Origin of the sequence: Mesorhizobium sp. M7A.F.Ca.AU.002.02.1.1, assembly GCF_003998535.1 — a bacterium.
Lineage (GTDB): Bacteria > Pseudomonadota > Alphaproteobacteria > Rhizobiales > Rhizobiaceae > Mesorhizobium > Mesorhizobium ciceri.
Genome location: NZ_RZPB01000097.1, coordinates 1 through 12,526 on the forward strand (window position 1 = coordinate 1; position 12,526 = coordinate 12,526).

The 12,526-nt window shown below is 61.2% G+C and carries 12 protein-coding genes and 1 pseudogene; 1 reads left to right on the top strand and 12 read right to left on the bottom strand.

Annotated features, from left to right (window positions below):
• From EN879_RS09005 to EN879_RS09055, 11 genes and pseudogenes are all read right to left on the bottom strand, one after another.
• Positions 1-358 (bottom strand): annotated as a pseudogene (locus EN879_RS09005) (sugar ABC transporter permease); the annotation flags it as partial.
• Positions 359-1,426, bottom strand: coding sequence for an ABC transporter ATP-binding protein (locus tag EN879_RS09010; protein ID WP_013531811.1), 1,068 nt, complete (start codon positions 1,424-1,426; stop codon positions 359-361).
• 10 nt (positions 1,427-1,436) lie between these two features.
• A complete protein-coding gene (locus EN879_RS09015) occupies positions 1,437-2,516 on the bottom strand; it encodes an ABC transporter ATP-binding protein (RefSeq protein ID WP_063167945.1) in 1,080 nt (359 codons plus the stop codon).
• A gap of 42 nt (positions 2,517-2,558) precedes the next feature.
• Positions 2,559-4,085 carry a glycerol-3-phosphate dehydrogenase gene (gene glpD, locus EN879_RS09020; RefSeq protein WP_013531813.1) on the bottom strand — a complete coding sequence of 509 codons (1,527 nt, stop codon included), beginning with the start codon at positions 4,083-4,085 and terminating at the stop codon, positions 2,559-2,561.
• Positions 4,086-4,211: 126 nt separating this feature from the next.
• The gene (locus EN879_RS09025) at positions 4,212-4,979 is read right to left on the bottom strand and encodes a DeoR/GlpR family DNA-binding transcription regulator (protein WP_013531814.1); all 768 of its coding nucleotides are present in this window, start codon (positions 4,977-4,979) and stop codon (positions 4,212-4,214) included.
• A 78-nt stretch (positions 4,980-5,057) separates the two neighbouring features.
• Positions 5,058-6,467, bottom strand: coding sequence for an aspartate aminotransferase family protein (locus tag EN879_RS09030; protein WP_063167944.1), 1,410 nt, complete (start codon positions 6,465-6,467; stop codon positions 5,058-5,060).
• A 100-nt stretch (positions 6,468-6,567) separates the two neighbouring features.
• The gene (locus EN879_RS09035; protein WP_013531816.1) at positions 6,568-7,299 is read right to left on the bottom strand and encodes a peptidase; all 732 of its coding nucleotides are present in this window, start codon (positions 7,297-7,299) and stop codon (positions 6,568-6,570) included.
• Positions 7,300-7,431: 132 nt separating this feature from the next.
• Positions 7,432-8,226 (bottom strand): transglutaminase family protein, encoded by a 795-nt coding sequence (locus tag EN879_RS09040; RefSeq protein ID WP_063167943.1) that lies wholly within the window; start codon positions 8,224-8,226, stop codon positions 7,432-7,434.
• Between the two features lie 85 nt (positions 8,227-8,311).
• Positions 8,312-9,253 carry an alpha-E domain-containing protein gene (locus EN879_RS09045; protein ID WP_024503501.1) on the bottom strand — a complete coding sequence of 314 codons (942 nt, stop codon included), beginning with the start codon at positions 9,251-9,253 and terminating at the stop codon, positions 8,312-8,314.
• Positions 9,254-9,386: 133 nt separating this feature from the next.
• The gene (locus EN879_RS09050) at positions 9,387-10,799 is read right to left on the bottom strand and encodes a circularly permuted type 2 ATP-grasp protein (RefSeq protein ID WP_024503502.1); all 1,413 of its coding nucleotides are present in this window, start codon (positions 10,797-10,799) and stop codon (positions 9,387-9,389) included.
• 171 nt (positions 10,800-10,970) lie between these two features.
• Positions 10,971-11,207: an Lrp/AsnC family transcriptional regulator gene (locus tag EN879_RS09055; RefSeq protein ID WP_010909609.1), complete on the bottom strand. Its 237-nt coding sequence runs from the start codon at positions 11,205-11,207 to the stop codon at positions 10,971-10,973.
• 264 nt (positions 11,208-11,471) lie between these two features.
• Here EN879_RS09055 and EN879_RS09060 point away from each other — a divergent pair, with 264 nt between their 5' ends.
• Positions 11,472-11,891 carry a DUF4864 domain-containing protein gene (locus EN879_RS09060; protein WP_063167942.1) on the top strand — a complete coding sequence of 140 codons (420 nt, stop codon included), beginning with the start codon at positions 11,472-11,474 and terminating at the stop codon, positions 11,889-11,891.
• A gap of 4 nt (positions 11,892-11,895) precedes the next feature.
• Here EN879_RS09060 and EN879_RS09065 read toward each other — a convergent pair.
• Positions 11,896-12,526 (bottom strand): tRNA guanosine(34) transglycosylase Tgt (locus EN879_RS09065; protein ID WP_127274016.1); only part of this gene is annotated, 631 nt, incomplete at its 5' end.

The following is a 12,526-nucleotide window of genomic DNA, read 5'->3' on the forward strand; positions in this document are numbered from 1 at the left end:
AGATGGTGCCGACGACGTTCCACGGAATCAGCAGCGGCAGCGCCATGAGCACCAGGCAGACCGGCACGCCCCAGCCCTTTTTCGGCATGTTGAGCGCGATGAAGATGCCGAGCGGCACTTCGATCGCCAGGATGATGAAGGAGAAGATCAGGTTGCGGACCATCGCTTCCCAGAAGCGGCTGGAAGACAGCAGTTCCTCGAACCACTCGGTGCCGGCCCAGAAGAAGACGTTGTTGCCGAACGTGTCCTGCACCGAATAGTTGACGACGGTCATCAGCGGGATGACCGCCGAGAACGCCACCAGCACCAGCACCGGCAGCACCAGGAACCAGGCCTTGTTGTTCCAGGTCTTTTCCATCTATGCCCCCATCTCGACGCGCCAGGAATCGGCATAGATGTTGATGCCGGCCGGCTCGAACCGCACCTTCGGATCGGCTGGCACGGTCTCGTCCTCGCCGATGACGGCCGCAATCTCGCGGCCTTCGAGCTTGGCGCGGACCACCTTGTGGCGGCCGAGATCCTCGACCTTGCTGACCTGCACGGCCATGCCGTCGCGGCCAAGCCGGACATATTCGGGACGGATGCCGAGTTCGATGGCGCCGCTGCCCGCTTTTGGCGCGCCCGGCAGTTCGATGCGCTGCGAGCCGAGCGTCGCCGTCTTGCCGTCGATGGCCACCGGCATGACGTTCATGCCGGGCGAGCCGATGAAATAACCGACAAAGGTATGGCGTGGCCGTTCGAACAGTTCGGCTGGCGTGCCGATCTGGACGATGCCGCCGTCATACATGACCACGACCTGGTCGGCGAAGGTCAGCGCCTCGGTCTGGTCGTGGGTCACATAGACCATGGTGTAGCCGAAGCGGCGGTGCAGCTGCTTCAGCTGCGAGCGCAGCACCCATTTCATATGCGGGTCGATGACGGTCAGCGGCTCGTCGAACAGGATGGCGTTGACGTCGGAGCGCACCAGCCCGCGGCCGAGCGAGATCTTCTGCTTCTGGTCGGCGGTCAGGCCCCTCGCCTTCTTCTTCGCCCAGGACGCCAGGTCGATCATCTCCAGCGTCTCGCGCACCTTGCGGTCGACATCGGCTTCCGGCACGCCGCGATTGCGCAGCGGGAAGGCCAGATTGTCGTAGACGGTCATGGTGTCGTAGATGACCGGGAACTGGAACACCTGCGCGATATTGCGCTCCTGCGTCGACAAATTGGTCACGTCCTTGCCGTTGAACAGCAACTGACCGTGCGACGGGTGCAGCAATCCCGAAATGATGTTGAGCAGCGTGGTCTTGCCGCAGCCCGATGGCCCGAGCAGCGCATAGGCGCCGCCGTCCTCGAAGGTGTGGTGCACTTCCCTGAGCGCGAAATCGGCATCCTTCCGAGGGTTCGGCAGATAGGAATGCCTGACATGGTTGACGTCTATGCGTGCCATATCTTTCCCCTCAAGCCGCCAGCTTCGGCGCGGCCACGGCACGGCCGTGCTCGTCGAAGACCATGATGTGGCGCGGATCGATGAACACCTCGACCTCGGCGTCGGGTTCGAAGTCGCGGATGCCGTGGGTCAGCATGACCCAGCGCGCGTCCGCGAAATCGAGATGGATGAAGCTTTCCGAGCCGGTGATCTCGGTGATCGTCACCTTGGCGCGCACCGGCACAGCGGCGGCATTGGGCTGATCGAGCGACAGGTGATGCGGCTGAAAACCGACCGTGTACATGGCATCGGCAATGCCGGCGAGATCGGCGGGCACCGGCAGTTTGACCCCACCCTCGAGCAGGAAATCCCCACCTTTCTTGGCCAGCACGATGGTGTTGAGCGGCGGGTCGGCGAAAGTCTTGGCCGTCACCAGATCGACCGGTTTGCGGAACACGTCGATGGTCGGTCCGAACTGGGTGATGCGCCCTTCGGAAAGCGTCGCCGTGTTGCCGCCGAGCAGCAGCGCTTCGTGCGGCTCGGTCGTGGCGTAGACGAAGATGGTGCCGGCGGCGGCGAAGATCCTGGGCAATTCGGCGCGCAGTTCCTCGCGCAATTTGTAGTCGAGATTGGCGAGCGGTTCGTCGAGCAGCACCAGGCTGGCGTTCTTGACGATGGCGCGCGCCAGTGCGGTGCGCTGCTGCTGGCCACCGGACAGGCTCAGCGGCGTGCGGTCGAGATAGGGCGTCAGCTTGAGAAGTGCTGCGGCATGGCGCACTTCCTTGTCGATCTTCGCCTGATCGGTTCCCGCCACCCTGAGCGGCGAGGCGATGTTCTCATAGACGGTCATCGCCGGATAGTTGATGAACTGCTGGTAGACCATGGCGATCTTGCGCTTCTGCACCGGCACGCCGGTGACATTCTGGCCGTCGAACCAGATCGAACCGGAGGTCGGCACGTCGAGGCCGGCCATCAGCCGCATCAGGCTGGTCTTGCCGGATAGCGTCGGTCCGAGCAGGACATTGAGCGAGCCGTGCTGGAGCGTCAGCGACACATCGCTTATATGCGCGACCGCACCGACCGTCTTGGTGACGTTTCTCAGTTCCAGCATGACGCCTCCTCCCAGGCCTTCCGCATCAGCTCAAACCCCTCTTCATTCGGCAGCCGCGACATGGCGCCGGCTTATGCCGTGCATGAATTCATCGAGAGCCGCCACCTGCTCGCGGCTGAGATGCAGACCGCGCTTGGTACGGCGCCACAATACATCTTCCGATGTGACGGCCCATTCGTTTTGAACGAGATAGCGCACCTCGGCCTCGTAGAGATCGGCGCCGAAGTTGCGGCCGAGATCGACGTTCGATTTGGCCAGCCCCAACAGCATCCTTGCGCGGGTGCCGTAGAGCCGGGTCAGCCGGCGAGCCAGGCGCGCGTCGAGGAACGGATAGGCGGTCTTCAGTTTCGCCACTTCGGCATCGAAACCGGTGGCCGGGAAATCGCCGCCCGGCAACGGCGCGTTTGCCGTCCACGGCTTGCCGCGTTTACCCAGAAAACCCTCGATCTTTTCCAGCATCGATTCCGACAGCCGGCGATAGGTGGTGATCTTGCCGCCAAAGGCGTTGACGATCGGGGCGGCGCCCTCGCCGCCATCGGCCTTGAGCACATAGTCGCGCGTCGCTTCCTGCGCCTTGGAGGCTCCGTCATCATAGAGCGGACGGACGGCCGAATAGGTCCAGACGATGTCCGAACGCTTGACGGCTTCAGCGAAATATTCGCTTGCCGCGGCGCAGAGGTAGTCGATCTCGGTGTCGCTGATCCTCACGTCATGCGGATCGCCGGGGTAATCCTGGTCCGTGGTGCCGATCAGGGTGAACTCTTCTTCGTAGGGAATGGCGAAGATGATGCGACCATCCCTGTTCTGGAAGAAATAGGCGCGCGGATCGTCGAACTTCCTGGCGATGACGATGTGGCTGCCCTGCACGAGGCGGACATTGTGCACATCGTTGAGGCCGACGACGCCGGAAAGCACATGATCGACCCAGGGTCCAGCGGCATTGACCAGCAGGCGCGCCTTGATCTCCTCGGTCTCGCCGGTCTGCAGATCCTCGACCTGGACCGTCCACAAGCCGTTTTCGCGGCGCGCGCCGGTCACTTTCGTGCGGGTGCGGACCGTTGCGCCGCGGTCGGCGGCATCACGTGCGTTCAGCGCCACCAGCCGCGCGTCATTGACCCAGCCATCCGAGTATTCGAAGGCCTTCTTGAATAGCGGCTTCAAAGGCTTGCCGGCCGGATCCCTGGCCATGTCCAGCGTCCGGGTCGCCGGCAGCAATTTGCGCCCGCCAATGTGGTCGTAGAGGAAGAGACCGAGCCTGATCAGCCAGGCCGGGCGCAGGCCCTTGGCATAGGGCAGCACGAAGCGCATCGGCCAGATGATGTGCGGCGCGTTCTTCCACAGAACCTCGCGCTCCATCAGCGCTTCGCGCACCAAGCGGAATTCGTAGAATTCGAGGTAGCGCAGGCCGCCATGGATCAATTTGGTCGAGCCCGAGGAGGTCCCGCTGGCGAGGTCGTTCATCTCGGCGAGAAAGACGGAAAAGCCACGCCCGACGGCGTCGCGGGCGATACCGCAGCCATTGATGCCGCCGCCTATGACGAAAATGTCACGGATCGGAGATGCGTCCACAAATTCCTCCAGCGATTTCGCATTGCACCATTTTTGGGCTTTTACGAAACCGTGTCGGAATTATTTCGAAATGATAACGAATGTCAAACGAAATATCACGGGCGCGTGATATCAGCTGAAAACCGCCTAGGCGAGCGACGTCTCGATCAGCTGAACCTCGGCCTCCTGGCAGATCTTGCGCACCGAGGGGATGTCGCAGCGGTCGGTGATGAAGGTGTTGACCTGCGACAGATGGCCGATGCGCACCGGTGCGGTTCGCTCGAATTTGGTCTGGTCGGAAACCAGGATGACATGCCTTGCATTGGCGATGATCGCCTGCGCCACCTTGACCTCGCGAAAATCGAAGTCGAGCAAGGCCCCGTCATGGTCGATGGCGGATGCGCCGATCACCGCGTAATCGACCTTGAACTGCCTAATGAAATCGACCGCCGCCTCGCCGACCACACCGCCATCGGAACCGCGCACGACACCACCGGCGATCACCACTTCGATCGACGGATATATCCGCATCCTATTGGCAACATTGATGTTATTGGTGATGACCATGAGACCGTTGTGATCGAGCAACGCCTTGCTGACCGACTCGGTCGTGGTGCCGATGTTGATGAACAGCGAGGCGTTGTCGGGGATCAGCCTGGCTGCCGCACGGCCGATCGCCTCCTTCTCGTCGGCGGCAATCTTGCGTCTCGCCTCATACTCCATGTTCTCGATGCCGGAGGGGTACAGCGCGCCGCCATGGATGCGCGAGAGCAGCCGCTGATCGCACAAATCGTTGAGGTCCTTGCGTATGGTCTGCGGCGTCACATTGAAGTGGTTGGCCAGATCATCGACCAGCACGCGGCCGTGATCCTTGGCCATCTGGATAATCTCGGCATGGCGCGGCGACAGATACATGGGCAACCTCCCGTTTTCGTTTTTCTTGTCTATAGTCGAAAACGAAACCGATGAAAAGGCATAAGCCGGCTAACGAAATCAGCGACCCAGGCCACGTGCGATTTCAGTAATCACCACAAAAGCCGTTTCGACATCGGCGGCGGTCGCCTCGAACTGTCCGACCTGGAACCGGATTGCGATCAGTCCATCAACCTTCGTCTGCGTCAGGTAGATGCGGCCATCGTCGTTGATCGCATTGACAAGGCGCAGATTGTGCTCGTCCCCGTCGGTTGCGGTCTTGTGCCGGAACGAGAACAACGACAGCATCGGTTCGCTGACGATCTGGAAATCCGGCTCCCTTGCCAGCCGCGCCGCCAGCCCTTCGCTCCACGCGACATGATTGCGGATCATCGTGCGCAGGCGTTCCAGGCCATGGGCGCGCAGCAGGAACCATAATTTCAACGCGCGAAATCGCCTGCCGAGCGGTACCGACCATTCGGAATAGTTGATGATGCCGTCATGACCGTGCGTCTTCAGATAATCCGGCTTGATGGCCAGCGTCCTGACATGGCTTTCAGGGTCGCGCAGGAACTGGATCGAGCAGTCGAACTGAGCGCCCAGCCATTTGTGCGGATTGAAAACGATCGAATCGGCGCCTTCGACGCCTGTCCAGAAATGCCGATATTCCGGACAGATCATCGCCGATCCCGCCCAGGCGGCATCGACATGGAGATAAAGCCCATGCCGCCGTGCCACCTCGGCAACCGCAGCAATGTCGTCGGTGCCGCCAGTGCTGGTGCCGCCGACGCAAGCGATGATGCCCGCCGGCAGCATGCCGGCTTCCCGGTCGGCGACGATTGCCGCCTCGAGCGCGGCCGTGTCCATGGCGCGAAAGCGGCCGCTGACGGGAATGCGCACGAGATTGTCCTCGCCGATGCCGGACACCCAGATCGCCCGGTCGATCGACGTGTGCACCTGGTCGGAGGAGTAGATGCGCAGCCGCGCCTGCCCTGCCAGGCCCTGTTTGTTGCCTTGCCAGTCGAGTGCCCGTTCGCGCATGGTCAGCACCGCGGCCAACGTCGCCGATGAGGCTGAATCCTGGATTACGCCCGAGAAGCCTTCCGGCAGACCGAGCGCCTGGCGCATCCAGTCGACGGTGCGCGTTTCGAGTTCGGTCGCCGCCGGCGACGTCTGCCACAGCATGCATTGCGCGGCCATCGCCGAAACCAGATATTCCGCCACCACCGAAACCGGCGCCGCATTGGCCGGGAAATAGGCGAAGAAGCGCGGATGCTGCCAATGGGTCATTCCCGGCAGGATCTTCTCTTCGAAATCGGCGAAGATCCGGTCCATCGGTTCGGCGTCTTCGGGCGGCGAAACCTCGATGCTTCTAGAAATGGCGCCGGGTTCTACCAGTGGCCGCACGGGGCGGTCGCGCAGATTGTTGCGATAGTCAACGCCCCAGTCGGCGGCGCGCCGCGACCATTGCCGGAAATCATCATTGTTCATCCTGTCCTCCCGACATGATCCATCGCTACCATCCGTCGCGGTTGGTCTCTTATTAATTAACGCGTGAAATATATGCAACCAGCAAGAGATGCCGCACGCCTTAGCCAGGGAAATCCGGCAGGCTGGCAAAAGCCGTCTTCAGCGCATTCGACCAGCCATCGGAGATCGTGCGGTAATACTGGTCGTCCTGGCCGATCCGCTTCTTCAATCCGACCTTGAAAGCGTCCTTCTCCAGGAAGAGCAGGTCGAGCGGCAAGCCGACAGACAGGTTCGACTTCAACGTCGAATCGAACGACACCAAAAGCAGCTTCACCGTCTCGGCGAGGCTCATCGTCTTTTCGTAGGCGCGGATGATGATCGGCTTGCCGTATTTGGTCTCGCCTATCTGGAAGAACGGCGTGTCATCGGTCGATTCGATGAAATTGCCTTCGGGATAGATCATGAACAGGCGCGGCTCGCTGCCCTTGATCTGACCGCCGAGGATGAAGGACGCATTGAAATAGGAATCCGCCTTCTCGCCAGCGGGTGACGAATTGGCGATGACCTCCTTGACCGTGTCGCCAACAATGCGGACCGTTTGGTACATCGACGGCGTTTCGAGCAGTGTGGAATGTCTTTCGGAGATTGCCTTGGTGCGCTCGTCAAGCAGGCTGACCACGGCCTGCGTCGTCGCCAGATTGCCCGCCGACATCAAAACGATGACGCGTTCGCCCGGCTCTTCCCAGACATGCATCTTGCGAAAGGTGGAGATGGAATCCATGCCTGCATTGGTGCGCGTGTCGGACATGAACACGAGCCCGCGATCGATCTTCAGGCCAACGCAATAGGTCATGGAATCTCTTCTAGAGCAATTCCAGGAAAAGTGTGAAGCGGTTTTCCGTCCGGAATTGCGTTAAAACAAAGGGATAGAGCGGTTCGGGGTTCCTTGAAACGATGAACCGCTCGGCAGCAATCTTGCGGAGGATTACTGCTCCACCGTGACGGTGACCGCAAGCTGTTCTTCCGCCTGTCCCAGCCGAATTCCCGACACCGGCGTGGCGTCGCGGTAATCGCGGCCCGTCGCCACCTTTACATAGCGCTCGTCGGGCGAGATGCCATTGGCGGCATCGAAGGCAACCCAGCCGAGACCCGAAACATGCGCTTCGGCCCAGGCATGGCTGGCCGCCTGCTCGACCGTCGCATCCAGCATCAGATAGCCGCTGACATAGCGGGCCGGAAAGCCCATGGCACGGGCGGCGGCGGCAAAGATATGGGTATGATCCTGGCAGACCCCGGTCTTGAGCGCCAAGGCTTCCTCCGCCGGCGTCGTCGCATTGGTCGTGCCGGGCGTGTAGGCGACGCGCTCTCCGATGACAGCCGTCAGCCGGTGCAGCCGTTCGATGTCGCTGCCCTTGCCAACCGATGCGGCGAGTTCGCGGATACCGCTGCCGATCACCGTCAATGGTGTCTCATGGCTGTACAGCCAGAGCGGCGTGAAGCCCTGGTGTGGCCCCGAGACGCCCGCGGTGTCGCGCGTCACCACTTCGCCCGACGCCTCCACCGTGATGAAGTCGCGCTCGCCCTCGACGCTCAACAGCCTTGTGTCGTTGCCGAAATGGTCGACAAAGCGGACCTCTTCGCGCGCGCCTTCGATCGCCAGAGCCCAGGACAGAACGGTCTGCGTCGACCCGCTGACTGGAAGCAGCCGCAGCCGCTGCAACAGATAGTGCACCGGCGTATCGTAACGGTACTCAGTTCGGTGGGTAATCTTCAGCCGCATGCTTCTATTCCGTTTGTGAGCGCGATCTCCGGACAAACGGTTTCCGTTTGTCTAAGAAAACCGGCTCCACCTTTCGGGACCATGCTCAATTGAACCGATAATCTTGTGCGATTTCGTCGCCCAGCTTGGTGTTGTCGCGAATGAAATTGGCCAGGAATTCATGCAGCCCGGTATCGAAGATATCCTTGATCGACCCGGCTCTCAGCATTGTCTGCGTCTTCTCGGCCGTTGCGTGGCAGGCATGGCGCTCGCCGTAATCGTCGCCGAGGAATTTCAGATGCTCCGACAGGAAGCGATAGCAGAACATCAGCGAACGCGGCATGCGGACATTGAGGATCAGATAGTCGGCAATGTTGGTCGGCTTGTAATCAGCATCGTAGACCCAGCGATAGGAGCGATGCGCCGAGACCGAACGCAGGATCGATTCCCACTGATAATTGTCGAGCGTCGAGCCAACCCAGGAGATCGACGGCAGCAGCACATAATATTTCACGTCGAGGATGCGCGCCGTGTTGTCGGCGCGCTCGACGTAAGTGCCGAGTTGCGAGAAGTCGAAGATCTCGTTGCGCAGCATGGTGCCGTAGAACGAGCCGCGGATCAGCGCCGTCTCGCGCTTGATGGCGTCGAGCACGCTTGGCAGGTCGCGCTCGTCGATCGGCTTGGCCAGCATCCGCTTCAGCGCCATCCAGGCTTCGTTGATGCTTTCCCAGGTCTCGCGCGTCAGCGCGGTGCGCACCATGCGGGCATTGTTGCGGGCTGTCTCGATGGACGACATCGTGCTCGATGGGTTCGACGTGTCGCGCAACAGGAAGTCGGCGACATTGGCGGCGGTATAGTCGGAATATTTCTGGCTGAAGGTGACGTCGGAACCAGCGCTGAGCAGCACCGAATTCCACTCTTCCGAGGCGCTTTGGGTGCGGGTCAGCGCCATGCGCAGGCCGGCATCGACCAAGCGCGCCATGTTTTCCGCCCGCTCGATATAGCGGTTCATCCAATAGAGCCCGTTTGCGGTGCGGCCTAAAAGCATGAAGTGGCCCTTCGGGCTAGTGAGTAGCGAATAGTGAGCAGTGAATATTAAGCAATTGAATCTCAATGAAATATGGCATTTCCTGTCCCTCTATTTCCGCTACTGACTACTGACTATTCCCTACTCACTCGTCTCAATCATCCAACACCCAAGTATCTTTCGTCCCGCCGCCCTGCGACGAGTTCACAACCAGCGAACCTTCCTTCAACGCGACGCGTGTGAGGCCCCCAGGCACGATCTGGATGCGGTCGGAGACCAGCACATAGGGCCTGAGATCGACGTGGCGCGGCGCCAGCCCTTTTTCCGTCAGGATCGGGCATGTCGACAGCGCCAGCGTCGGCTGGGCAATATAATTCGATGGCTTGGCCGCCAACTTCTTGGCGAAGGTCTCGCATTCCTTCTTGGTTGCCGCAGGCCCGACCAGCATGCCGTAGCCGCCGGAACCGTGCACTTCCTTGATCACCAGCTCGTCGATGTGTTCGAGCACGTATTTCAGGCTGTCGGGCTCCGAGCAGCGCCAGGTCGGAATGTTGCCCAGGATTGCCTTGCGACCGGTGTAGAACTCGATGATCTCGGGCATGTAGGAATAGATCGCCTTGTCGTCGGCTATGCCGGTGCCCGGCGCATTGGCGATGGTGATGTTGCCGGCGCGATAGACATCCATGATGCCGGGTATGCCGAGAGCGGAATCCGGACGGAACGTCAGCGGGTCGAGGAAAGAATCATCGACGCGGCGGTAGAGCACATCGATCTGCTTGTAGCCTTCCGTCGTGCGCATGGCGACATGGCCGTCGACCACGCGCAGGTCCTGGCCTTCGACCAGTTGCACGCCCATCTGGTCGGCAAGGAAGGCGTGTTCGAAATAGGCGGAATTGAAGCTGCCGGGCGTCAGCACCGCAATGGTCGGCGCACCTTTGGTGCTTTGCGGCCGCACCGCCGCCAGCGACTGGCGCAGAAGCTGCGGGTAGTTTTCCACCGGCCGCACCTTGATCTTCTGGAACAGCTCGGGGAACAGCTGCATCATCGTCTCGCGGTTCTCCAGCATGTAGGAGACGCCGGACGGCGTGCGCGCATTGTCCTCCAGCACGTAGAACTCGTCCTCCGAGATGCGGACGATGTCGACGCCGATGATGTGGGTATAGACGCCGGCCGGCGGCCTGACCCCGATCATCTCCGGCAGGAATGCCTCATTCCTGGCGATCAATTCCCTGGGTACGCGCCCTGCCCGCAGGATTTCCTGGCGATGGTAGATGTCGTCGAGGAAGGCGTTCAGCGCCTGCACGCGCTGCTCGATGCCCTGCGTGAGGCGCCGCCATTCATTGCCTGAAATGATGCGGGGAACGATGTCGAACGGGATCAGCCGCTCGGAGGCTTCTTGCTCACCATAGACGGCGAAGGTGATGCCGGTCTTGCGGAAGACGCGTTCAGCGTCCTGCATCTTCTCGGTCAGCCTGGCTGGATCCTGCTCCTTCAGCCAGCGATCATACGCCGAATACGGTCTTCTCAATCCGGAGACTTCCGGAAGCATTTCATCGAACGCTGCCAATCGCATACTCCCCTGTGACGCCATTTCACTGGCGTCGCCGGAGAAAATCAAGCGCAATCGGTGATTTGGGAGATACGGGCGATCAGTATGTTGCGCCTGCCTAAAATTGAGGCAGCTGAAATATGACCTTGATCAGCCTTTGCCTCGTGCCCGGGCAAATGCGTTTACCGGCTAGAAAGCACGGAACGTGACGACGGTGAACGTGTCCTTGATGCCGGGGAGAATCTGCACCTTTTCGTTGACGAAATGGCCGACGTCTTCCTCGTCGTCGACATAGAATTTGGCGAGCAGATCGTAGTTGCCGGCGGTGGAGTAGATTTCCGAGGCGATCTCGGCATCGGCAAGCGCGCTGGCAACCTCATAGGATTTGCCGAGCTCGCATTTGATCTGCACGAAAAACGCCTTCATGGCTTCGTCCCGCTAAACGTCCAAGTCCAGCGGCCCTTCTGGCAGACTGGAGGCGGGCTTTCAAGCGCTGGAATCCGTACTCTGCCGGCCCAGGCCTGGGCTGCGACCTGCCGCAGCTCTCCGCCAGCATGCAACCTGCCGCCGAGCGCCAGCGATTATTCGCGATCGCTGAAACCGCGATGCGCTGCCAAGCGTATGTTATGATGCGTCTTCGGACAGCACCATTTCAAGGGAAGATGTTTCGCGGGACAACGGAGACAGGCCATGCGCCGCGCCTTTTTCGCATTCGCAGTCGTTCCATTCCTCTGCGTGTCGTCGGCATTGGCCGGCGATGCCGAGATCAAGGCAGGCCAGTCCGTCATCGACGGTCAGCTAAAGGCCCTCATCGCCAATGACGGCGCCACCGCCTACAGCTTCGCCGCCCCGAATGTGAAGCGGATCTTCCCGACCGTCGATGCCTTCATGAACATGGTGACCAACGGCTATCCGCCGGTGCGCAAGCCGCAGACTTATTCCTTCGGCAAGGTCGAGGAGACCGGTCCGGGTTCGATCGTCCAGCAGGTGCTGATCGTCGGCCCCGATGGCAAGGATTACGAGGCGGTCTATACGCTGCAGCAGCAGCCCGACGGCACGTTCCAGATCACCGGCTGCAGCCTGCGCGCCTCGAATTCGCTCAGCACTTGAGGCCTTACAGCAACGGGATATCGCCCCTCGCCCAGCCCTCGGTGATTTCGGCGCCGCGCGCCTCGAAGGTGCCAGCCTCGATCGCAGCGCGGATGTCCTGCATCAGTTTCTGGTAGTAGGACAGGTTGTTCCACGTCAAAAGCATGGCGCCGAGCGCTTCCTGCGAGCGCACCAGATGATGCAGATAGGCGCGTGAGTAGTCACGGGCGGCCGGGCAGTCGCTTTCCTCGTCGAGTGGGCGCGGATCGTCAGCATGGCGGGCGTTGCGCAGATTGACCTTGCCGCGCCTTGTATAGGCGAGGCCGTGGCGGCCGGCCCGTGTCGGCATCACGCAGTCGAACATGTCGATGCCGCGCGCCACCGACTTCAGGATATCGTCAGGCGTGCCGACGCCCATCAGATAGCGCGGTTTGTCCGCCGGCAGCTCCGGACAGGTGATGTCGAGCATCTCGAGCATCACCGCTTGCGGTTCGCCGACGGCCAGGCCGCCGACCGCATAGCCCTTCAACTCCATCGCGCTCAGCGCCTGCGCCGATCGCACCCGCAGCGCTGCGTTGTCGCCGCCTTGCACGATGCCGAACATCGCCTTGCCCGGCTGGTCGCCGAACGCCGTCTTGCAGCGCTCGGCCCAGCGC